The organism is Aeromicrobium piscarium, from assembly GCF_007421815.1.
GTDB lineage: Bacteria > Actinomycetota > Actinomycetes > Propionibacteriales > Nocardioidaceae > Aeromicrobium > Aeromicrobium piscarium.
This window is the reverse complement of sequence record NZ_VLNT01000004.1, coordinates 66,309-87,895: the sequence shown is the minus strand read 5'-3', so window position 1 is coordinate 87,895 and position 21,587 is coordinate 66,309. Positions and strand designations below refer to the sequence as shown.

General features: G+C 68.8%; 18 protein-coding genes, 1 tRNA gene and 1 pseudogene. 10 read left to right on the top strand and 10 right to left on the bottom strand.

Annotation, left to right across the window (positions count from 1 at the left end; genetic code table 11):
* Position 1 precedes the first annotated feature (1 nt).
* The 3 genes and pseudogenes from npdG to cofC all read left to right on the top strand — a co-directional run bounded on the left by npdG (position 2) and on the right by cofC (position 3,908).
* On the top strand, positions 2-661 hold the full coding sequence (gene npdG / locus FNM00_RS06925) for an NADPH-dependent F420 reductase (RefSeq protein ID WP_143912716.1): 660 nt from the start codon (positions 2-4) through the stop codon (positions 659-661).
* Positions 662-679: 18 nt separating this feature from the next.
* Positions 680-3,184 (top strand): annotated as a pseudogene (locus tag FNM00_RS06920) (bifunctional FO biosynthesis protein CofGH); the annotation flags it as partial.
* Between the two features lie 157 nt (positions 3,185-3,341).
* Positions 3,342-3,908: a 2-phospho-L-lactate guanylyltransferase gene (cofC, locus tag FNM00_RS06915; RefSeq protein ID WP_185973027.1), complete on the top strand. Its 567-nt coding sequence runs from the start codon at positions 3,342-3,344 to the stop codon at positions 3,906-3,908.
* A gap of 4 nt (positions 3,909-3,912) precedes the next feature.
* On the opposite strand, the gene adhP is transcribed toward cofC, so the two are convergent.
* A complete protein-coding gene (gene adhP / locus FNM00_RS06910) occupies positions 3,913-4,926 on the bottom strand; it encodes an alcohol dehydrogenase AdhP (protein WP_143912713.1) in 1,014 nt (337 codons plus the stop codon).
* 111 nt (positions 4,927-5,037) lie between these two features.
* Here adhP and recR point away from each other — a divergent pair, with 111 nt between their 5' ends.
* The 3 genes from recR to FNM00_RS06895 all read left to right on the top strand — a co-directional run bounded on the left by recR (position 5,038) and on the right by FNM00_RS06895 (position 8,240).
* Positions 5,038-5,637 carry a recombination mediator RecR gene (gene recR / locus FNM00_RS06905; RefSeq protein WP_143912712.1) on the top strand — a complete coding sequence of 200 codons (600 nt, stop codon included), beginning with the start codon at positions 5,038-5,040 and terminating at the stop codon, positions 5,635-5,637.
* Between the two features lie 273 nt (positions 5,638-5,910).
* Complete coding sequence (locus tag FNM00_RS06900; protein ID WP_185973026.1) at positions 5,911-7,206, top strand: aspartate kinase; 1,296 nt, start codon at positions 5,911-5,913, stop codon at positions 7,204-7,206.
* A complete protein-coding gene (locus FNM00_RS06895; protein WP_143912711.1) occupies positions 7,203-8,240 on the top strand; it encodes an aspartate-semialdehyde dehydrogenase in 1,038 nt (345 codons plus the stop codon). The genes FNM00_RS06900 and FNM00_RS06895 overlap by 4 nt, the downstream gene beginning before the upstream one ends.
* Positions 8,241-8,342: 102 nt before the next feature.
* Here the strand turns inward: FNM00_RS06895 and FNM00_RS06890 are convergent, their stop codons facing one another.
* The 6 genes from FNM00_RS06890 to FNM00_RS06865 form a co-directional block, all read right to left on the bottom strand.
* Entirely contained in the window at positions 8,343-10,289 is a 1,947-nt protein-coding gene (locus FNM00_RS06890) for an acetoacetate--CoA ligase (RefSeq protein ID WP_221933624.1), read from the bottom strand.
* On the bottom strand, positions 10,286-10,945 hold the full coding sequence (locus FNM00_RS06885) for a hypothetical protein (protein ID WP_143912710.1): 660 nt from the start codon (positions 10,943-10,945) through the stop codon (positions 10,286-10,288). The genes FNM00_RS06890 and FNM00_RS06885 overlap by 4 nt, the downstream gene beginning before the upstream one ends.
* Positions 10,946-11,156: 211 nt before the next feature.
* Positions 11,157-11,230, bottom strand: a tRNA-Pro gene (locus tag FNM00_RS06880).
* 32 nt (positions 11,231-11,262) lie between these two features.
* A complete protein-coding gene (locus FNM00_RS06875; protein WP_143912709.1) occupies positions 11,263-12,171 on the bottom strand; it encodes a metallophosphoesterase in 909 nt (302 codons plus the stop codon).
* A gap of 182 nt (positions 12,172-12,353) precedes the next feature.
* On the bottom strand, positions 12,354-12,956 hold the full coding sequence (locus FNM00_RS06870; RefSeq protein ID WP_143912708.1) for a response regulator transcription factor: 603 nt from the start codon (positions 12,954-12,956) through the stop codon (positions 12,354-12,356).
* Entirely contained in the window at positions 12,953-14,137 is a 1,185-nt protein-coding gene (locus FNM00_RS06865) for a sensor histidine kinase (RefSeq protein ID WP_143912707.1), read from the bottom strand. The genes FNM00_RS06870 and FNM00_RS06865 overlap by 4 nt, the downstream gene beginning before the upstream one ends.
* A 99-nt stretch (positions 14,138-14,236) precedes the next feature.
* Here FNM00_RS06865 and FNM00_RS06860 point away from each other — a divergent pair, with 99 nt between their 5' ends.
* From FNM00_RS06860 to FNM00_RS06850, 3 genes are all read left to right on the top strand, one after another.
* Complete coding sequence (locus FNM00_RS06860) at positions 14,237-15,211, top strand: ABC transporter ATP-binding protein (RefSeq protein WP_143912706.1); 975 nt, start codon at positions 14,237-14,239, stop codon at positions 15,209-15,211.
* A complete protein-coding gene (locus tag FNM00_RS06855; protein ID WP_143912705.1) occupies positions 15,208-15,927 on the top strand; it encodes an ABC transporter permease in 720 nt (239 codons plus the stop codon). The genes FNM00_RS06860 and FNM00_RS06855 overlap by 4 nt, the downstream gene beginning before the upstream one ends.
* Before the next feature lie 65 nt (positions 15,928-15,992).
* Positions 15,993-16,454 (top strand): GatB/YqeY domain-containing protein, encoded by a 462-nt coding sequence (locus tag FNM00_RS06850; protein ID WP_143912704.1) that lies wholly within the window; start codon positions 15,993-15,995, stop codon positions 16,452-16,454.
* 233 nt (positions 16,455-16,687) lie between these two features.
* Here the strand turns inward: FNM00_RS06850 and FNM00_RS06845 are convergent, their stop codons facing one another.
* Positions 16,688-18,835 carry a transglycosylase domain-containing protein gene (locus FNM00_RS06845; protein WP_143912703.1) on the bottom strand — a complete coding sequence of 716 codons (2,148 nt, stop codon included), beginning with the start codon at positions 18,833-18,835 and terminating at the stop codon, positions 16,688-16,690.
* A gap of 224 nt (positions 18,836-19,059) precedes the next feature.
* Here FNM00_RS06845 and FNM00_RS06840 point away from each other — a divergent pair, with 224 nt between their 5' ends.
* The gene (locus tag FNM00_RS06840; RefSeq protein ID WP_143912702.1) at positions 19,060-19,356 is read left to right on the top strand and encodes a WhiB family transcriptional regulator; all 297 of its coding nucleotides are present in this window, start codon (positions 19,060-19,062) and stop codon (positions 19,354-19,356) included.
* Positions 19,357-19,372: 16 nt separating this feature from the next.
* On the opposite strand, the gene bagB is transcribed toward FNM00_RS06840, so the two are convergent.
* Positions 19,373-20,560 (bottom strand): ArsA family ATPase, encoded by a 1,188-nt coding sequence (bagB, locus tag FNM00_RS06835; protein WP_143912701.1) that lies wholly within the window; start codon positions 20,558-20,560, stop codon positions 19,373-19,375.
* Positions 20,557-21,531, bottom strand: coding sequence for an ATPase BagA (gene bagA / locus FNM00_RS06830; protein ID WP_185973025.1), 975 nt, complete (start codon positions 21,529-21,531; stop codon positions 20,557-20,559). The genes bagB and bagA overlap by 4 nt, the downstream gene beginning before the upstream one ends.
* Positions 21,532-21,587 lie beyond the last annotated feature (56 nt).

Sequence of the window (21,587 nt, the reverse complement as noted above, 5' to 3'; positions counted from 1 at the left end):
CATGACGAAATATCGCATTGCTGTGGTGGGTGGTACGGGTCCGCAGGGGCGTGGGCTGGCGTATCGGTTCGCGTTGGCGGGTCATGAGGTGGTGGTCGGGTCGCGTGATGCGGGTCGGGCGAAGGAGAAGGCCGATGAGATCGCCGAGCGGGCCGGGGTGGCGGTGGCGGGTGGTGAGAATGCTGCGGTAGCGGCTGCTGCTGATGTGGTGTTGTTGGCGGTGCCGTGGGATGGCCATGGTGAGTTGGTGACGGGTCTGGCGGACGCGTTGGCGGGCAAGGTGGTGATCAGCTGCGTCAATCCGCTGGGCTTCGATGGTGGCGGTCCGTATGGGCTGGTGTTGGAGGAGTCGGCGGCGCAGGAGGCGCAGCGGCTGGTGCCCTCGGCGTGGGTGGTGGGAGCGTTCCATCATGTCGCGGCGCTCTCGTTGTGGAAGACGCCGGATGCGCTGAGCCATGAGGATGTGCTGGTGTGTGGTGATGATGTGGAGGCGAAGGAGTTGGTGGCGGGTCTGGCGACCGCGGTGACGGGTAAGCCGGGGATCGATGCCGGTGCTCTGCGGTTGGCGCGTCAGCTGGAGCCGTTGACCGCGGTGCTGATCTCGATGAATAAGCGCTACAAGACCCGCTCGGGCATCGCCATCACCGGCATCCAGGTCTAAACACCCGATTTCGAGGAGGAGGCGGCGATGCCCACGCAGCGGGAGGTCACGCGAGCGGTCGCGCGTGCCGAGGCGGCCAAGACCCTGAGCCGCGATGAGATTGCGGCGTTGTTCGGGGCGCGGGGCACGGAGCTGGAGCGGTTGATGGCCGCGGCGCGCCGGGTGCGTGATGCGGGTCTGGCTGATGCCGGTCGCGCGGGCATCGTCACCTACTCGCGCAAGGTGTTCATCCCGCTGACCAAGCTCTGCCGCGATCGATGCCACTATTGCACCTTCGTGGAGTCGCCGGCCGTGCTCGCCGCCAAGGGCGAGTCGGTCTTCCTGTCGCCTGATGAGGTCGTGGAGATCGCGCGCCGGGGTGCTGAGCTGGGCTGTAAGGAGGCGCTGTTCACTCTGGGTGACCGCCCCGAGGACCGCTGGCCGGAGGCGCAGCAGTGGCTCGAGGAGGCGGGATACGACTCGACGCTGGAGTACGTGCGGGCGATGGCGATCCGGGTGTTGGAGGAGACCGGGCTGCTGCCGCATCTGAACCCCGGGGTGATGAGCTGGGCGGAGCTGGCTCGTCTCAAGCCGGTCGCACCGTCCATGGGCATGATGTTGGAGACCACGAGCACCCGGCTCACTGAGAAGGGACAGCCGCATTACAAGAGTCCGGATAAGGATCCGGCGGTGCGCCTGCGGGTCCTGGAGGACGCGGGCCGGCTGGCGGTGCCGTTCACGACCGGGCTGCTGATCGGGATCGGCGAGGATGAGACCGAGAGGGCCGACAGCATCCTGGAGTTGCGGCGGATCAGCCGGGAGCACGGCGCGATCCAGGAGGTGATCGTGCAGAACTTCCGCGCCAAGCCCGATACCGCGATGCGTCATGCCGATGATCTGGGTGTCGAGGAGTATCTGGCGGCGATCGCCACCTGCCGCCTCGTGCTGGGACCGTCGGTGCGGTTGCAGGCGCCCCCGAATCTCGTCGAGTTGGACGAGTGCCGCGGGCTGCTGGATGCGGGGGTCGATGATTTCGGCGGCATCAGTCCGCTGACCCCCGATCATGTGAATCCCGAGCGCCCGTGGCCGCAGATCGACCGGCTCGCCGGACTCTGCAAGTCTGAGGGGTTCACGCTCCGCGAGCGGCTGACGGCACATCCGGGTTATCTGCGCGAGCCGTGGCTCGATCCGCGGCTGCGGGGGCACGTCGATGCCCTCGCCGGACCGGACGGCCTCGCGGCCGCCGACGCGCCGGTGGTGGGCCGGCCGTGGCAGGAGCCCGATGGCGGATGGGCGGACTCCGGCCGTACCGATCTGCACACCACGATCGACACCACCGGCCGGACCGAGGACCGCCGCGGTGATTTCGACGAGGTCTACGGCGACTGGTCCGCGCTGCGCGAGCAGGTGCGCTCCGCTCCCTCCCTCGCGGGCGAGCATCTGGGCTCGGTTGAGGTGGCTGCGGCGTTGCGGGCGGCCGAGGCCGACCCTGCCGGGCTCAGTGCTGGGCAGGCGTTGGCGTTGATGACTGCCGACGGCGCCGCGCTCGACGCCGTGTGCTCGCTGGCGGACGACCTGCGGCGCGAGGCGGTCGGCGATGACGTGACCTATGTGGTCAACCGGAACATCAACTTCACCAATGTCTGCTACACCGGCTGCCGGTTCTGCGCCTTCGCGCAGCGCGCCTCCGATGCCGATGCCTACACCCTGTCCCTGGACGAGGTCGGCGCGCGGGCGGTCGAGGCCGTCTCGGTGGGCGCCACGGAGGTGTGTCTGCAGGGTGGGATCGATCCGGCGATGCCGGCCACCTCCTATGAGCAGATCGCCCGGGCCGTCAAGGCCGCGGCACCGTCGCTGCATCTGCACGCGTTCAGTCCGATGGAGATCATGAACGGGGTCGCGCGCACCGGCCTGTCCATCACCGACTTCCTGACCTCGGTGCGTGAGGCGGGGGTCGACTCGCTGCCCGGGACTGCGGCGGAGATCCTCGACGATGAGGTCCGCTGGATCCTCACGAAGGGCAAGCTCCCCACTGCCCAGTGGATCGAGGTCGTCACCACCGCCCACCGGTTGGGGCTGCCGACCACCGCGACGATGATGTACGGGCACGTCGATCAGCCGCATCACTGGGTCGCGCACCTGCGTCTCATCGCCGATCTGCAACGTGACACCGGTGGGTTCACCGAGTTCGTGCCGCTGCCGTTCGTGCACCAGTCCAGCCCCATCTATCTTGCCGGCGTCGCCCGGCCGGGACCGACCGCGCGCGACAACCGGGCGGTGCATGCGTTGTCGCGGATCCTGTTGCATGGGCTGATCGACAACATTCAGTGTTCCTGGGTCAAGCTGGGACCGCCGTTGTGCGCGCAGGTCCTTGATGGTGGTGTGAATGATCTGGGCGGCACGTTGATGGAGGAGACCATCAGCCGGATGGCCGGCTCGACCAATGGCTCACGCAAGTCGGTCGCCGAGCTGGAGCAGATGGCGGCCCTCGCCGGCCGCCCCGCCCGCCAACGCACCACCCTCTACACCCCAGCGCCCGCATGAGTCCGGCATCGAGGACACCCCACGCGGTAGGCCATCAACCCTTCCGTCCCGTCCGCGGTAAACCATCAACCCCGTCGGCCACCGATAGCGTCGACCAGCTACCCCTGGGGACCGTCCGATGACCCGGGCCGCAACGGGCCCGGGGTGGACAGTCATCGTGCCCATCAAACCCTTCCACCACGCCAAAACCCGCCTCGCCCTGGAACCAGCACACCGCGAGCGCGCCGCACGCGTGTTCGCCGACCACGTCCTCGGCGAGTTGAGGCGGATCCCGACGGTGGAGACCATCGTCGTCGTGGGCGTCGCTCATCCGGCCGCGGATATCGGACTCGCCGACCCGGGGACCATGGCCGCAGCGGTCGACCGGGGCCGATCGTGGGCGGCCGAGCATCGCGCGGAGCACCCTATCGCGGTGATCCCCGCTGACCTTCCCGCTCTCACCGCAACCACCCTGGGCGCGGCCCTGGACATGGCGGGCGACCACCGTCGCGCCTTCATGCCCGACCGCAGCGGCGAGGGCACCACCCTGCTCACCTCGTCATCGCCGGCCGAGCTGATCGCCTCCTACGGCCCGGGATCGGCTCGTGCGCATCGCGATCTCGGCATCGTCGAGATCGCCGGCGACTGGCCGGGTGTGCGCGACGATGTCGACACCCTCGCGGACCTGGAGCGCATCGCCCGTCAGGGGCCGGCCCGGGAGATCGACCGTCTGATCGCCTCGTGACGACTCAGGCGAGTTCCAGGACGACCCTGCCCTCGATCTGCCCGGCCTTCATCTCCTCGAAGATCTCGTTGATGTCATCGAGCCGCCGCGTGTGCACGGTGGGGCGGATCTTGCCGGCGGCGAAGAACTCCAGCGCTTCGACCATGTCCTGTCGCGTGCCGACGATCGAGCCGCGGATCGTGAGCCCGCGGAGCACGGTGTCGAAGATGTCCGCCGGGAAGTCGCCGGGTGGCAGGCCGACGAAGACGATCGTGCCACCGCGCCGCGACATGGCCGCTGCCTGACCGAAGGCGGAGGGGTGGACCGCGGTGACGAGCACGCCGTGAGCCCCACCGATCTCGTCCTGCACCGCCTGGCCCGGGTCGGCTTCGCGGGCGTTGACCACGAGCTCGGCTCCGTGGCGCCGTGCGAGCTCGAGCTTCTCGTCGTCGATGTCGACCGCGACCACCCGCATGCCCATCGCGATGGCGTATTGCACGGCGACATGGCCGAGACCGCCGATGCCGGAGATCACGACCCATTCGCCCGGCATCACCTCGGTCTCCTTCAGCGCCTTGTAGACCGTCACTCCCGCGCAGAGGATCGGGGCGACCTCGACCGGGTCGACGCCGTCGGGGATGCGCGCTGCGTACCGCTCGTCGACCAGCATGTACTCCGCGAACGACCCGTCGACGGAATAGCCGCCGTTCTCCTGCTGCTCGCAGAGCGTCTCCCAGCCTTTACGGCAGTACTCGCATCGACCGCAGGCCGACCACAGCCAGGCGTTGCCGACGCGGTCGCCTACCGCGAGGTCGGTGACCTCGTCTCCGACAGCCACCACCTCGCCGAAGCCCTCGTGGCCGGGCACCAGCGGTCGTTTGGGAGGGACGGGCCAGTCTCCCTCGACGGCATGGAGGTCGGTGTGGCACACACCGGTCGTGAGCACGCGGACGAGGGCCTCGTGAGGGCCTGGGGTGGGGACGTCGATCTCGTCGATCGTCAGCGGCTCCCCGGCCTCGCCGCTGACGGCTGCGCGCATGCGGAGGGGATGCTCATGATGACTCCTTCGGTGATACTCCGACGGTACGACCTGAGGGGGGTCAGCCGCGTGGCTCCTGTTGTCGAAGGCCCGGCCGACTAGGCTGGCGGAGTGTACGAGAGCGTGATCCAGGACCTCATCGAAGAGCTCGGCCAGTTGCCGGGCATCGGTCCCAAGAGCGCTCAGCGCATCGCCTTCCATCTGCTCGACGCCGATCCCGAGGATGTCAAGCGGCTCGCGGCCACGCTCGTGGACGCTAAGACGCGGGTGCACTTCTGCGCGATCTGTTTCAACGTGACGGTCGAGACCGAGTGCCGGATCTGCGCCGATCCGCGCCGCGACCCCGCGATCCTGTGCGTGGTCGAGGAGAGCAAGGACGTCATCGCGATCGAGCGCACCCGCGAGTTCCGGGGGCGCTATCACGTGCTCGGCGGTGCGATCAGCCCTCTCGCCGGGATCGGCCCCGATCAGCTGCGCATCAAGGAACTGCTGGGGCGACTGCAGGACGGCACCGTCACCGAGGTCATCATCGCCACCGATCCCAATCTCGAGGGCGAGGCCACGGCCACCTATCTCATGCGCATGCTCATGCCGCTCGGCCTGCGGGTCACCAAGCTCGCGAGCGGTCTGCCGGTCGGCGGCGATCTCGAGTATGCGGACGAGGTGACCCTCGGCCGCGCCTTCGAACACCGCACCTCCGTCGGAAGCTGAACCCGGCCTCGCCAGGTGAGGTGTTCAGGAGCTCGCTCCGTCGGAAGCTGAACCTCTTCTCGCCGGGTGAGCCGTTCAGGAGCTCGCTCCGTCGCTCTCGGACGAACGATGTGACTCGGTGGTCGCCAGGGCAGCCGCGGAGTCACATCCTCCGTCCAGCGCCGCCCGTCGCGCGTACGAGGTGGGACGGATATCATGCCCGTCGCTCGGATGCGTAGACTAGGGGCGGCGCAGCGTGGCGTTCAGTTTCCTCAACGATCCGAAGGAACCTCCGTGGGCATTGTCGTGCAGAAGTACGGCGGCTCGTCCGTGGCCGACGCCACGAGTATCAAGCGAGTCGCCGGGAGAATCGTGGCGGCCAAGAAGGCCGGCCACGATGTCGTCGTCGTGGTCTCGGCCATGGGCGACTCCACCGATGAGCTGATCGACCTCGCCAACGAGGTCTCCCCGATCCCTCCCGCTCGTGAGCTCGACATGCTGCTCACAGCCGGTGAGCGCATCTCGATGGCGCTCCTCGCGATGGCGATCGGCAACCTTGGCCAGGAGGCGCGCTCGTTCACCGGCTCGCAGGCCGGCGTCATCACCGACGACTCCCACGGCCGCGCCAAGATCATCGACGTCACCCCTGGGCGTCTGCAGAATGCGCTGGACGAGGGCGCCGTGGTCATCGTGGCCGGCTTCCAGGGCGTCTCGCAGACCACCAAGGACATCACCACGCTCGGCCGCGGAGGCTCCGACACCACGGCGGTGGCGCTCGCCGCGGCGCTGAAGGCTGATGTCTGCGAGATCTACACCGATGTCGACGGCATCTTCACCGCCGATCCGCGGATCGAGCCGAAGGCCCGGCGCATCCGGGCGATCTCCTATGAGGAGACGCTCGAGATGGCCGCCAACGGGGCCAAGATCCTCCACCTGCGGTGCGTCGAGTACGCCCGCCGCAATGATATGCCCATCCACGTGCGCTCCTCCTTCTCGGAGAAGACCGGCACGTGGGTCGTCGCCGCCGATCAGGTCGCGCGGCACCTCGAGCAGGAAGGTGACTCCGATATGGAGCAGGCCATCATCTCCGGCGTCGCGCACGATCGCAGCGAGGCCAAGATCACCGTGGTCGGCGTCCCGGACCGACCGGGCGAGGCGGCCGCGATCCTGCGTGCCCTCGGCGATGCTGAGATCAATATCGACATGATCGTGCAGAACGTGTCGGCCTCGGCCACCGCGCTCACCGATATCTCCTTCACGCTGCCGCGGGCCGACGGGCAGACGGCGATGACCGCGCTCGCGCGGCTGAAGGACCAGGTCGGCTTCGAGCGGTTGCTCTACGACGACAGCGTCGGCAAGGTGTCGATCATCGGTGCCGGCATGCGCTCGCAGCCGGGCATCACCGCCACCTTCTTCGAGGCGCTCGCGGCAGCCGGTGTCAACATCGCCATGATCTCCACCTCGGAGATCCGGATCTCGGTGACGGTATCCGAGACCCATGTCGACACGGCCGTACGCGCCGCCCACGAGGCCTTCGGGCTCGGGACCGGCGAGGTCGAGGCCGTGGTGTACGGAGGGAGCGGACGATGAGCCTCTCGATCGGAGTCGTCGGCGCGACCGGGCAGGTCGGCGCCGTCATGCGCCAGCTGCTGGAGGATCGCGATTTCCCGGCCGATGAGGTGCGTTTCTTCGCGTCCAGTCGATCGGCCGGAACCACGCTGCCGTGGAAGGGCGGTGAGATCGTCGTCGAGGATGCGGCTACCGCCGATCCGTCCGGGCTCGACATCGCGCTGTTCTCCGCCGGTGCCACGATGAGCAAGGTGCAGGCACCGCGCTTCGCGGAGGCGGGTGTCACGGTCATCGACAATAGCTCCGCCTGGCGCAAGGATCCGTCGATCCCGCTGGTCGTCAGCGAGGTCAACCCCGGCGACATCCCGTCCGCCGACGGGCCCGGTGGACGGGGCATCATCGCCAACCCCAACTGCACCACGATGGCCGCGATGCCCGTGCTCAGGCCGCTGCACGAGGAGGCGGGTCTCGAGCGGCTCGTCGTCAGCAGCTACCAGGCGGTGTCGGGATCGGGTCTGGCCGGTGTCGAGGAGCTGCATGGCCAGGCGCTCGCGGTGGTCGAGAAGGCCGATGCGCTGACCCACGACGGCCGTGCCGTCGCCTTCCCCGATCCGGTCAAGTACGTCGCGCCGATCGCGTTCAACGTGCTGCCGATGGCCGGTTCGGTCGTCGACGACGGCTCGAACGAGACCGACGAGGAGCAGAAGCTCCGCAACGAGAGCCGCAAGATCCTCGGCATCCCCGAGCTCCTGGTGGCAGGGACGTGCGTGCGCGTGCCGGTCTTCACCGGTCACTCGCTGTCGATCAATGCGGAGTTCTCTCGGGACATCTCGCCGGAGCGGGCCGAGGAGATCCTGGCCGCGGCCCCCGGTGTCACGCTCACCGATGTGCCGACCCCGTTGGAGGCCGCCGGCCGCGATGAGAGCCTCGTCGGCCGCATCCGTCAGGATCAGTCGGTCCCCGGACAGCGCGGTCTCGTGCTCTTCGTGGCTGGCGACAATCTCCGCAAGGGTGCCGCCCTCAACACCATCCAGATCGCAGAACTCCTCGTCTGACGAGTCCCAAATTTGGCCAGTTGTGGCCCGTTTTCATCACCGAAAACGGGCCACAACTGGCCAAATCTGGGCTGGGTCCGGCAGTTGTTTCAGTTGGTGGGATCAGGTGAAGGCGGTGTAGTCGTCGAGGACCTCGGGGTTCTGGAGAGCGCCCTTGGCCGCGGCGTTGTCGACGGGGGCGCCGCGCAGGATCTTCTTGACCGGCACCTCGAGCTTCTTGCCCGACAGCGTGCGCGGCGTGCCCCGGACCTGGTGGATCTCATCGGGAACGTGGCGCGGTGAGAGCCGGCTGCGTAGCTCCGATCCGATGCGCCGGCGGAGTTCCTCGTCGAGCACGGCCCCCTCGCTGAGTGTCACGAAGAGCAGCAGCCGCCCGGCGCCGCCCTCGGCGTCCTCCAGGTGTACCACGAGACTGTCGGCGATCTCCGGCAGTGATTCGACGACGACGTAGAACTCCGAGGTTCCCAGGCGCACGCCACCCCGGTTCAGCGTCGCATCGCTGCGGCCGGTGATGACACTGCTGCCGTAGTCGGTGATCGAGATCCAGTCGCCGTGACGCCACACGCCCGGGATGTCCTCGAAATAGGCGGCGCGGTAGCGCGATCCGTCGTCATCTCCCCAGAAGCCGATCGGGAAGGACGGCATCGGTCGGGTGATGACGAGCTCGCCGAGCTGTCCGATCACCGGCCGGCCGTCCTCGTCGTAGGCCTCGACCGCCGCCCCGAGGCAGCGACAGGAGATCTCGCCCGCGTAGACCGGCACGGTGGGTGCGGAGCCGACGAAGGCCGCGCACGTGTCCGTGCCGCCCGACAACGAGCACACCTGGACCTCGGACCCGAACTCCTCGTGCGCCCACCAGAATCCCTCGGCCGGCAGCGGCGCACCGGTCGACCCGATCGTCCGTAGCGCCGACAGATCGTGGTCGCGCGCCGGGTGGAGCCCCTGCTTGCGGCATTCGAGGAGATAGGGCGCGCTGGTGCCGAAATAGGTGACGTCGAGATCATCGGCCATGCGCCAGAGCTCCCCGAGATCGGGAGCGCCCGGGTTGCCGTCGAACATCACGATCGTGGCACCGGCACCCAGCCCCGAGACGAGGAGATTCCACATCATCCACCCGGTCGTGGAGAACCAGAAGAAGCGGTCCTCCGGGCCGAGATCGTTCTGCAGCGCCAGCGCCTTCAGGTGCTCGACCGTGATGCCGCCATGGCCGTGCACGATGGGCTTCGGCAGGCCGGTGGTGCCCGAGGAGAACAGGACGTACAACGGTGCGTCGAAGGACAGCCGCTCGAACTCCAACGGTCCGGTCTCCGACGTGAACTCGGCCCAGCTGATGGACTGATCCGGGGGTGTGGCCGCGGCGTCGAGATAGGGCAACCAGACGGTCGTGCGGATGCTCGGCAATGCCTCGCGGATGGTCTCGACCTCGGCGCGGCGATCGATGGCCTTGGCGCCGTACCGATAGCCGTCCACGGTGAGCAGCAGCACCGGTTCGGTCTGCCGCCAGCGGTCGATGACACTCTGGGTGCCGAACTCCGGGGCACAGGAGGAGAAGATCGCCCCGATGCTCGCCGCGGCGAGCAGCAGCACGAGGGTCTCAGGGATATTAGGGGCGTACGCTGCCACCCGATCACCACGCCGCACACCCGCACGAAGGAGTCCCGCCCGTGCCCGGGCCACCTGATCGCGGAGCTCGGCGGCGATGAGCGCCACGTCCCCGCGCGACTGCGAACGGGCCAGCACCACCACGTCGTCGTCGGCGCGTCCGGGCAGGCGCAGCATCGCCTCGGCGTAGTTCACGGTGATATCCGGGAACCAGCGGGCGCCGGGCATCGAGTCATCGGCGAGGGCCACGGCGGGGTCGCCATCGGCGGGGATCTCCAGGTAGCGCCACACCGCCGACCAGAAGCCGTCGAGATCGGTGGTGGACCAGTGCCACAGCGCCTCGTAGTCGCCGGTGTCGACGATGCCGGTCTCCCGCAGCCAACGCTGGAAGCCCTCCAGCCGGCTCGATCCATCCAATGGCGGCTGCCAGAGCACGGGTGCGGTCACTCGTCATCATCTCCAGGGGCGTCGGCGGCCATGGACAGGACTCGGTCGGCGGCGGCGAAGCATCCGGCACCGAGGAGGGGGAGGAGTAGGAGGGCCCAGGCGGACCCGGCCGGCCCGAGGAAGAAGGCGAGCACCAGTGTCAGGAGGGCGATCATGCCGAGGGCGGGCACGGTCCACGGCCGCCGGAACCCGATCCAGCGCAGGAAGACGGCACTGGCGGTCACGACGAGGACGAGCAGAAGGACGATGAGAAGGAGTCCGGCTCCTCCTGCTCCTCCCGCGACGCCGCGGACACCGGAGATGCCCCAGGTGGTGACCGCGCCGAGCGCTGCCAGGAGGAGCCCGGCCGCGGCGCCGACGACCGCGGCAGTGACGCTCGGCGGCCAGGCCGGCCAGCGCAGCGCACGAACCTCGCCGATCAGCAGATCGATTCCGAGTCTGGCGCCCGCAGCGCTCCGGCGGGTGACGGCGGCAGCGCGTTGACGCAAGGGGACGCGTGGCGGCCGCGGTGGTTCCTCGCGCTCGCGGCGTGGAACACGAGGTCGTGTGAGGGTGCGGGTCTGTTCCGGTGCCGGCTTCTCCGGGCTGGGCTGTTCGCGGGTGACACGACGGACGACGACCTTCTTCACGCGAGGGGCGTCATCCTTCTCGGCCATATCAGCAGTGTGGCATATCGCACGAGCCGCGGGGTCCGAGGAATCCGCGTGGGGAGCGCATGGAGTAGCGGTGATGTACACACGTCTCAGACCGCGTGAGGGGTGCGCCGCTCACCGGAGGTGTCGTCGTCCCCGCTCGTCCGCCGCCCAGAGAACGACGAAGCCTCCGAACCCTGAGGGTTCGGAGGCTTCTATGTCCTGAGACAAAGCGTCGGGGTGACAGGATTTGAACCTGCGGCCTCGTCGTCCCGAACGACGCGCGCTACCAAGCTGCGCCACACCCCGTGGCCGATTCGATTGCTCGAACCTCATCGAGTCTACCCAGTGAGGGTCAAGAGCGTTGCCTCGGGTCGGCACGCGACGCGGATCGGGGCGTAGGGCGAGGTGCCGAGGCCGGCGGAGACGTGCATCCACGAGGCGTGGTGACCGGGTGTCCGGTGCTGGTGGAGGCCTTTGGCGCGGCGGGTGTCGAGATCGCAGTTGGTGACCAGCGCCCCCCAGCCCGGCAGGCACAGTTGGCCGCCGTGGGTGTGGCCGGCGAGGATCAGCGGGTAACCCGAACGGTTCCAGCGGTCCAGGACGCGCAGGTACGGCGCATGGGCGACGCCGATGGCCAGATCGGCGGAGGGGTCGGCGGGCAGATCGTCGAGCTCGTCGTACTCCAGGTGCGGATCGTCGACCCCGACGAAGGCGAGCCGCCGGCCGTCGACGGTGAGATCGTCGTGGCGATTCGACAGGTCGAGCCAGCCGCGGTTCGTAAAGGCGGAACGGAGCTCCTCGAAGGGCATGTCCCGGGGACGCTCCCAGTCGCCCCCGGCCTGGGTTCCGCTCCCTCCCCGCAGATAGGCGAGCGGGCTCTTCCGCCGGGGGGAGAAGTAGTCGTTCGAGCCGAAGACGAACACGCCGGGTAGGTCGAGCAGATCGCCGTAGGCGTCGAGGACGGCCGGCGCGGCATCGAGATGGGCGATGTTGTCGCCGGTGTTGACGACCAGGTCAGGCTCGAGCGCGGCGAGCCCGCGCAGCCACTTGGCCTTGCGATGCTGGCCGGGGAGCATGTGCGCATCGGACAGGTGCAGGACGCGCAAGGGACGGGAGCCCGGTTCGAGGACCGGGACCGTGAATCGCCGCAGCGTGAACGCCCGGACCTCGTACAACGCGCCGTAGGCGAGGGTCGCGGCACCGGCGACGAAGGGCGCGGCGAGGGCGAGAGAGCGGGCGGTCGGCACCCGTTCAGCCTACTGATCGGCTGGAGGTCCGGCTGGCCTCATCGTCTCACCCGGTGACGGTAGACCTTCAACCCTTCCGATCTCGCGGCGGTAGGTCAGCAACGTTATCCGGGAAGGATGAGGTTGATCAGGTACCGCCACACGGGAGGTGAGGTTGATGACGTACCGCCAGACCCGGCCGCTCAGATCCACCCGTGCTGCCAGGCGATGTCGGCGGCGGCGTGACGGGAGTCCGTGCCGGTCTTGGTCATCGCCGATGACAGGTAGTTGCGCACGGTGCCCTCCGCCAGATGCAGTGTCGCGGCGATCTGCTGGACCGGCAGGTGGGTGCGGGTGAGCCGGAGGGCGTCCAGCTCGCGATCGGTCAGCGGACACGCCTCGCTGTTGAGGGCTTGCGCGGCGAGGTCGGGATCGACATAGCGTCGGCCGGCCGCGATGTCGCGTACGACGACGGCCAGCCGCTCGACCGGTGTCGACTTCGGCACGAAGCCGGTGATGCCGGCCGCCATCGCCCGCCGCAGCACACCGGGGCGAGCGTGCCGTGTCATCAACACGATGTGCGTGTCCACTGAGCCGAGGATCTGACGAGCGGCCTCGATCCCGTCCGTCGGAGGCATCTCCAGGTCGAGCAGCACCACGTCGGGTCCATGTGTGCGGGCGAGCGCGACCGCGTCGGCGCCGTTGTCGCTCTGCGCGACGATGTCGAGATCGTCCTCCATCGCCAGCAGAGAGACGATGGCGGTGCGGATCATCTCCTCGTCATCGGCGACCACCAGTCGGATCACGTGTCACTGCCGATCGCGACGAGCTCGAACTGGTCCTCGGTGTGCGCGGTGCGCAGATCGCCCCCGGCGGCGGCGAAACGTTCGGCGAGGGAGGCGAGACCTGAGCCGGGGTTGGTGGCTGTGCCTGTGACGCCGTCGTTGACCACCCGCAGCGTCGGCGGATCGACCGAGCCGGTGATGCCGACCCGGACGGCGTTGCTGTGTCGCAGGATATTGGTGGTCGCCTCGCGCAAGGCCGTGGCGAGCAACGGATCGTCGAGGCCATCGGGAATGTCCACATCGACGACAGCACCGGCGGCCTCCAGCACCGAGGCCGCGTTCACGATCTCGTCGCGCAACGAGACCTGCCGGTACCCCTGGGCGAGGGTGCGGGTCTCCTCCAGCGCGGTGCGGGCGATCTGCTGCGCCTCGTGGATGGTGCGGCGGGCCTCCTCGGGGTCGCGGTCGATGAGGCGCTCGGCCAGCTCGGTCTTGAGCGCGAGGACCTGCAGGTGGTGGCCCTGGATGTCGTGGAGGTCCGCCGCGAAGCGCAGCCGCTCGCGCACCCGCGCGAGCTCGGCGCGGGTGTTGCCGGCATCGCGGACGTCGATCGTCAGCTCCCAGACCCACATCTGGATCCACGCCGCGGCTGGGAGGAAGAGGCAGAAGAATCCGAGCAGATACCAGGCGGCGAAGTCGTCGGGCAGGTAGTCGTGCAGGTCCCCGCCGCTGACCACGAACACGCCCCACCGCAGCGCGGCGAGCGCCACCGCCCACACGATCAGCCACAACACATATCGCGCGCGGTCGAAGTCGAGGCCCAGCACAGTGGCGGCGGCCCAGGGGACCAGCAGGTAGCCGATCGGCGATGAAGGGTCCCAACCGCTGACGACGACGAAGACGATTGCCAGCACCGCAGCGCCGAGGAAGGCGATCCGCGGGATCACCTGCCGTCCGCGGCCGACGATCAGCGAGCGCACCCACCATCCTGCCCAGCCGATGATCGCCGCCATCAGCGCGACGACCAGAACGCGTCGCGTCGTGCCGAAGGGCGCGAGGCTGAGCGCATTGGCGAGCGCCCCGAAGGAGCCGAACCCGAGGTAGATCCACAGCGACCAGTAGTTGTACCGCCACGTCTGCTGGAAGCTGTCGCGGCGGGGCGGGCGGTCGAGATCGTCGGAGACGGGCAGCGGGTCGGTCATCGCCCTCAACCGTAGTGCAGATCGGCGATGACATATGTCATCGGAAGCGGTGACGGCCGCACACTACGGCCGGGTGCTCTGAGCGGTGAGGCTGGAGACATGACCACGACAACCGACCTCGCGATCCAGGCACACGACCTGCGCTGCGCGTACGGCGACTTCGAGGCTGTGCGGGGGATCGACCTGGAGATCCGCTCCGGCGAGATGTTCGCCCTGCTCGGCACGAACGGCGCAGGCAAGACCACGACGATGGAGACCTTGGAGGGTCACCGACGCGCCAGCGGCGGCTCGCTGAGCGTCCTCGGTCACGATCCCTACACCGAGCGTCCCCGTGTGCGCCCGCGCCTGGGGATCATGCTCCAGGAGAGCGGTTTCGCCGGGGAACTGACCGTCGTCGAGACCGTCGACATGTGGCTCGCGCTGTCCTCCTCGCCGCTGGGGGAGAAGCACCGGCGCGCCGACACCGTGGCCGAGGCGATGGATCGTCTCGACCTGGCCGACCGGGCCGACACCCGCGTGGTGCAGCTCTCCGGCGGACAGAAGCGCCGCCTCGATCTGGTGCTGGCGACCGTCACACGGCCCGATCTGGTCTTCCTCGACGAGCCGACGACCGGCCTCGACCCGGAGTCGCGTCGTCGCACCTGGGACCTCATCGAGACGCTGCGCGGGTCGGGCACGACGATCGTCCTGACGACCCACTACCTCGAGGAGGCCGAACGCCTCGCCGATCGCATCGCGATCATGCACGCCGGCCGGATCGCCGTCGAGGGCACCCTCGCCGAACTGGTCGACGACCGGCCGACGCAGATCTCCTTCCGGCGACCCGAGGGCGTCTCCAGTGCCGACATCGACCGCGCACTGCGCACCGTCATCGGACCGCGGCATCTGGAGACGGTGGGGCGCGACGGGCTCGTGCTCGATGTCGTCGATGCGCAACAGGCGCTCGTGCGTCTCCTCGGGTGGGCCGAGTCCCATGGCCACCGCCTCGACAACATCACGGTCAGCCAGGCCTCGCTGAGCGATGTGTTCGCGCAGATCGCGGCCGGTGAGCAGAAGCAGGAGGTGGCGGCATGAGTACCGCACAGCAGACCAAGGTGATCGCCCGTACCGAGGGGAAACTGATCGCCCGCAACAAGACGGTGCTGTTCAGCGCCACGCTCTTTCCGTTAGCGCTGACCGCGCTCTATCTCATTCAGGACGCCGAGGGGCCGCTGGCGGCTGCGGGTCTGACCTCGATCATGGTGGCGATCTTCTCCAGCATGACGGTGTACATGACCGTCACGCTGACCGCCGTCTCGCGGCGACAGGACCTCTACCTCAAGCGGTTGCGTTCGGGCGAGAGCAGCGATGTGGCGATCTTCGCGGGGATCACACTGCCGACGGCGCTGCTCTGCGTGGCACAGATGATCGTGGTCGTGGTGGTGCTCGCGATCATCGGCTTCGAGGTCCCCTCGGAGCCCTGGTGGATCGTGACCGCGGCCCTCGGATCGATCATCTCCTGTCTCGCGATGGGCCTCGGTACCGCATCGGTGACCCCGAATGCCTCGGCCGCGCAGATGACGACGGTCCCGTACTTCCTGTTCGTCATCGGCTCGGTCTTCGCGACCCCGTTCGCGGACAGCCAGCTGATGGATCTCACGCCCGGTGGCGCGATCGTCACCTTCGCGCGCATGGCATTCGACGTGCCGACCCCGGGGTCGGCCCTGACCGCGGCAGCCGGACTCGTGATCTGGACCGTCATCGGCATCGAGCTGGCGCGCCGGTTCTTCCGCTGGGAGCCGCGCTCCTGACGCACGCTCCGTCCGCACGGCTCCGTCCCGATCCCGGGACGGGGCCGTGCCGTCATACTGGAGCCATGTCAGCTCTCAAGGACCGCCTGCGCGCGGAACTCACCACGGCCATGAAGGCTCGCGATTCCCTGCGTTCCTCCACCATCCGCATGGTGCTCACGGCCATCACCAATGCCGAGGTCGCCGGGTCCGAGGCGCGTGAGCTGAGTGACGAGGATGTCATCGCCGTGCTGGCTACCGAGAGCAAGAAGCGCCGGGAGGCGGCGGAGGCCTTCGATGATGGCAACCGTCCTGAGCTGGCGCAGAAGGAGCGCGACGAGGCCGCCGTGATCGCGGACTTCCTGCCCGCTCAGCTGAGTGAGGACGAGATTCGCGACCTGGTCGCCGCGGCGGTCGAGCAGACCGGTGCCGCGGGTGAGGGCATGAAGGCGATGGGCAAGGTCATGGGCGTCGTGACACCGCAGACCAAGGGCCGCGCCGACGGTGCGCAGGTCGCCGCCGAGGTGCGCCGCCAGCTCACCAGCTGACGCCGGGCGGTGGATAGGCGTCCGTTCACGCTGGTGAGCGGTGCGGCAGCGTCCGTCGCCTCGCGGGGATGGACGCCTATCCACCGCCGCGAGAGCGGGACGGGTCGCCGGTGCCATCTGGTGGGTGATGGCGCACCGCGATCGGGTCACGTGCGTTATCGGTGAGCTATCACCCACCAGATCGGTCGGAGTGGGTGACAGCTCACCGCCCGCTGGCGGGGGCACCCTGGGAGTCAGTCGTCGTCGCCGCCGTCATCGGGCTGCGGGGCCTCCTCGGCCGGACGCGGCGGAGGCCGGTTGGCCGGCTGACGTCGCGGCGGCGGAGCGAAGTCCACCGGAGCGAGCTGCCCCTGGATCGCGCGCATCGCCTGGCCCCACATCGGTCCGGCGAGGCCGGAGCCCGAGGCGATCCCGCCCGGCACGCGCCCCTTGATGACGACCCCGCGCAGATCGTGCGGCTGTCCCTGCTGGTTGGCGCCGGCGATTATCGCCGCCGTGGCGAGCTCGGGGGTGTAGCCAGCGTAGGTGACGCTCATGGTGTCGTTGGTGGTACCGGTCTTGGCCGCCGAGGGGATCGACAGACCGGCGGTCTGATAACCGAAGCCGCCCGGCTCCTGCACGCCGCGCAGGATGTCATTGATCTGCGCGGCCTCCTCATCGGTCAGCACGCGATCGCACTCGGGCTCGTACTTCTTGACGACATTGCCCTGACGGTCGAGGATCTCGTCGATCGGCTGCGGCTTGCAGTACATGCCGCCGGAGGCCGGCACCGCATAGGCGGCGGCCAGGTCGAGCGGGCTGACATCGGTGGCGCCGAGCGTGAACGGGCCGACCTTGTCCTGATCGGGCACCTGGATGCCCATCGCCTCGGCCATGGAGACCGTCTCGCACAGGCCGGCGTCGCGCTCGAGTTGCGAGAAGTAGGTGTTCACCGACTGCCGCGTCCCGGTGTACATGTTGAAGGTGCCCGCGCCGGTCGAGTTGGCCAGCGGCCACGGGCCGACGCCGTTGCCCTCGCAGGTGAAGTAGCTGCCCGCCGGCATCGTCATGTTCTGCGGCGAGTTGTAGCTCTTGGTGACCGGGATGCCCTTGCGGAGCGCCGCTGCCACGGTGAACATCTTGAAGGTCGATCCGGCCTGGAAGCCGTTGGCATCGCCCCACTGCTTGGGGACGGTGTAGTTCAGATAGGACTGGCCGGCCTCGGCATTGTCGCCCATCGGCCGCGACTGGGCGAGGGCACGGACCTTGCCGGTGCCCGGCTCGATCATCGCCAGCGCGCCGATCGCCTGATCGGTGGGGTCGACGTGATCGGAAGCGGCCGCGTTGGCCGCGTTCTGCATGCCGATGTCGATATTGGACTTGATCGTGAGGCCACCGCGCTGAAGCTGCCGCAGCCGTTCGTCGCGGGTGTCGCCGAGGGCGGGCTCCTCCAGCAGGAGCCGCTGGATGTAATCGCAGGAGAAGGCCGCCACCGAGCCGTAGCAGCCGTTGGCGAACTCCGTCTCATTGAGCCCGAGCGGCTCCTCGCTGAGCTGTGTGGCCTCGTCGGGGCTGATCTTGCCTCGCTGGGCCATGACGGCCAAGACGGTGTTGCGGCGTTGGAGGGCCCGCTCGGGATAGACCCGGGGGTCGAACTGGACCGGGTTCTGGACCAGGCCGGCGATCAACGCGGCCTGTCCGGCCGTGAGCTCGGCCGGTGAGACGGAGAAGTACCGCTGTGCCGCCGCGTTGACGCCGTAGGCGCCGCTGCCGAAGTAGGCGATGTTGAGATAGCGCTCGAGGATCTCGTCCTTGGTGTACTTCTCCTCGAAGTTGATCGCGAGCTTGAGCTCGCGGACCTTGCGGGCTGCCGTCGTCTCCACCGCGGCCGCGCGCTGCTCGGCGGTGGTCGCCTGTTGGAGCGTGGTGAGCTTGACGAGCTGCTGGGTCAGCGTCGAGCCGCCCTGAGTCCCGCCTCCTCCCGCGTTGTTGACGAGCGCGCGCAGGGTGCCCTGGAGGTCGAGGGCGCCGTGCTCATAGAACCGGTAGTCCTCGATCGAGATGATGGCGTCCTGCATCACCGGCGCGATCTCGTCGAGGGGGATGTCCTGACGGTTCTCCTCGTAGAAGTACGCCAGTCGGTCGCCATTGGAGGCGAACAGCTCGGTGGTCTGCGGATTGGGGACGTCCTCGAGGGTGAGGGGGAGCTCCATGACGTCCTTGGTGACCTCGCGCGTGGTCATGGTCGCGGCGGTCGCCGCGGGGACCGCCACCGCTGCCACGATCAGGCCGGCGAGGGCGGAGAGTCGCGCGATGGAGAACAGCGCGGACGAGGTGGAGCCGGCCTTGGGCTGCGTCTGCGCGGCCTTCTTCATCGTCGACTCGATATCTCGCCATGCCATGCATCGAGGATAAGCGACGTCGCCAATGTGTCGGCGGCACCGTGGCGGGCAGGTCGTCTTCCCGTGTTCGCAGCGGATCGCCGCCGATGGAACATCGAAGATGGCCCATTCGGACTATGACGAACCATCCCCCCGCATCTCAACTGGACAGCGTTCTCCCCTTAGGCTGATCCGGACGAATCACTTCGGTCGCTGGTGACCGATCTCTCGGGAAGGGTTCGACCATGTGGAATGCCCAGTGGGCCCAGGAGGCCGCGTGCCTCGGTCGTCCGGACGATCTCTTCGTCCAGGGTGCGGAGCAGAACCGCGCCAAGCAGTTGTGCAATACCTGCGAGGTCACCGCCGAGTGCCTTGCCGAGGCGCTCGATCACCGGATCGAGTGGGGCGTCTGGGGCGGCATGACCGAACGGGAGCGCCGCGCCCTCCTGCGCCGCAAGCCCCACGTGACCCGATGGCACGAGGTGCTGAAGCCCGCCGCTGCGGAGCGCGAGCGCGGCACGAGCCGGCAAGTGGCCCGCTGACCGATCCGGCGGGCGCTCAGCGCGCCGCGGTGAGGTGCTCCGCGATCGTCCGTAGGCCGTCGAGATCGTGGACATCGGTGGAGAGGGCGGGAACGATCGCCGTGGCGACATCGCCGTGAGCGGCGGCGAAGCGACGCCGTACCCGGCCCTCGCGAGCCGCGAGCCGGACACGATCGGCGTGCACGGCCAGCAGATCCGAGGTCAATCGGTCGGTCGCGGAGCCTGAGGCCAGCCGGGGCGACGCCGACTCGGCGTCGGCGGCGGTGATGCCCGCTGCCCGTTCGTCGTGGCAGCGGTTGACGACGAGCCCGGCCAAGGGCATCTCATCGGCCTCCAACCGCTCCACGAAGTACGCGGCCTCGCGCATGGGCGCGTCATCGGGCACCGCGACCACCAGAAAGGCGGTCTCCTCGGCCTGCAAGAGGGCGTAGGTGGCCTCGGCGCGCTGACGGAAGCCGCCGAAGAGCGTGTCGAAGGCGGCGATGAAGGTCTGCATGTCGGTGAGGATCTGGGCGCCGATCACCTTATTGAGCGCCGCCGTCACGACGCCGAAGCCCGCGGTCAGGAATCGGGCCGGGCCCTTGGCCGGAGCGAGCATCAGCCGGATGAAGCGGCCGTCCAGCATGGACGAGAGCCGCTCCGGGGCGTCGAGGAAGTCCAGCGCGGACCGCGAGGGCGGCGTGTCGACGACGATGAGATCCCAGCGCCCCTCGGCGTGCAGCTGTCCGAGTCGCTCCATCGCCATGTACTCCTGGGTGCCGGCGAAGGAGCTCGAGAGCGCCACGTAGAACGGATTCTGCAGGATCTGCTGCGCCTTCTCCGGCGACGCGTGGGCTTCGACGACGTCGTCGAAGGTGCGCTTCATGTCGAGCATCATCGCGTCGAGGGAACCGCCTGCGCTCGCGTCGATGCCGTCGACGGGCCGTGGCGTGTTGTCCAGCTCGGTCAGTCCCATCGACTGGGCGAGCCGGCGGGCGGGATCGATCGTGAGCACGCAGACGCGGCGCCCGCGCTCGGCGGCGCGCAGCGCGATCGCGGCGGCCGAGGTGGTCTTGCCGACGCCCCCTGAGCCGCAGCAGACCACGATCTGCGTGCGCTCATCGTCGATGAGCCGGTCGACGTCGAGGGCGGGTGCCGTGCCGCGGCGTGCCTGTCGTGCGCGGCGCGCGGCGGGTCGCGGCCGGGTCTGAGCGGGCCGGGTCATCGCGTCATCTCCTCGAGGTCGTCGGCGAGATCGTAGAGGGCACCGAGGTCGATGCCATCGGCGAGCCGCGGCAGGTGCACGATGTCGCGTCCGGTCGCAGCCAGCAGGGAGTCCTGCTCGTCCTGCAGTCGTTGACGCTCGAGGTGCGCGCTGCCCTCGTCGAGAAGGTCCTGTGCCGCCGCGGAGGGGAGGCTCACGCGAGCCAGGGAGACCGCCACCTCGTCGACGTCCACGTCCGCGGAGTCCAGCGCCTCGACCGACTCCTCGCTGAGCAGGCTCGGGCGCACCATGTTGACGACGATGTGCCCGATGGGGAGGGACGCGGCGCTGAGCTCCTCGATCCCGTCGACGGTCTCCTGGACGGGCATCTCCTCCAGCACCGTCACCAGGTGGACCCGGGTCTGCTCCGAACGCAGCATCGTCATGATCGACGTGGCTTGGTTCTTGACCGGTCCGACCTTCGCGAGTCCGGCGACATCGTCGTTCACCCCCAGGAAGCGGGCGATCCGACCGGTCGGCGGCGCGTCCACGACGATCGCGTCGTACACGAAGTCGCTGTCGGGGCCGTCGGTCCGTCGGCGAGCCGCCTCGTAGACCTTGCCGGTCAGTAGCACGTCGCGGACGCCCGGCGCGATGGTGGTCGCGAAGTCGATGACCCCGAAGCGATCGAGGGCCTTGCCCGCGCGGCCGAGGCGGTAGTACATGGCGAGGTACTCCAGGAGGGCCGCCTCGGCGTCGACCGCGAGCGCATAGACCTCGCCTCCTCCTCTCCCGGTGCCGGCGATCGGGCGCTCCTCATAGGGCAGCGGGGCGATATCGAAGAGCTGGGCGATCTGCTGCCGTCCCTCGACCTCGCAGAGGAGCACTCGGCCTCCCTGGGAGGACAGGGCGATCGCGAGGGCAGCCGCCACGGTGGTCTTGCCGGTGCCGCCCTTGCCGGTCACGATGTGCAGAGGGGTCGAGAGAGCCACGTCCCCGAGCGTAGGCGCTCTGAGGTCGTCCCGCTGCGGGACCGGTAGGCGCCCCT

Excerpts from the sequence above, each read along its gene's own strand:
- FNM00_RS06895 (WP_143912711.1), top strand. The coding sequence starts at position 7,203 with ATGAGCCTCTCGATCGGAGTCGTCGGCGCGACCGGGCAGGTCGGCGCC.
- npdG (WP_143912716.1), top strand. The coding sequence starts at position 2 with ATGACGAAATATCGCATTGCTGTGGTGGGTGGTACGGGTCCGCAGGGG.
- FNM00_RS06855 (WP_143912705.1), top strand. The coding sequence starts at position 15,208 with ATGAGTACCGCACAGCAGACCAAGGTGATCGCCCGTACCGAGGGGAAA.
- FNM00_RS06850 (WP_143912704.1), top strand. The coding sequence starts at position 15,993 with ATGTCAGCTCTCAAGGACCGCCTGCGCGCGGAACTCACCACGGCCATG.
- FNM00_RS06840 (WP_143912702.1), top strand. The coding sequence starts at position 19,060 with ATGTGGAATGCCCAGTGGGCCCAGGAGGCCGCGTGCCTCGGTCGTCCG.
- FNM00_RS06845 (WP_143912703.1), bottom strand. The coding sequence starts at position 18,835 with ATGGCATGGCGAGATATCGAGTCGACGATGAAGAAGGCCGCGCAGACG.
- FNM00_RS06865 (WP_143912707.1), bottom strand. The coding sequence starts at position 14,137 with ATGACCGACCCGCTGCCCGTCTCCGACGATCTCGACCGCCCGCCCCGC.
- bagB (WP_143912701.1), bottom strand. The coding sequence starts at position 20,560 with ATGACCCGGCCCGCTCAGACCCGGCCGCGACCCGCCGCGCGCCGCGCA.
- FNM00_RS06860 (WP_143912706.1), top strand. The coding sequence starts at position 14,237 with ATGACCACGACAACCGACCTCGCGATCCAGGCACACGACCTGCGCTGC.
- FNM00_RS06885 (WP_143912710.1), bottom strand. The coding sequence starts at position 10,945 with ATGGCCGAGAAGGATGACGCCCCTCGCGTGAAGAAGGTCGTCGTCCGT.
- adhP (WP_143912713.1), bottom strand. The coding sequence starts at position 4,926 with ATGCGCGCAGCCGTCAGCGGCGAGGCCGGGGAGCCGCTGACGATCGAC.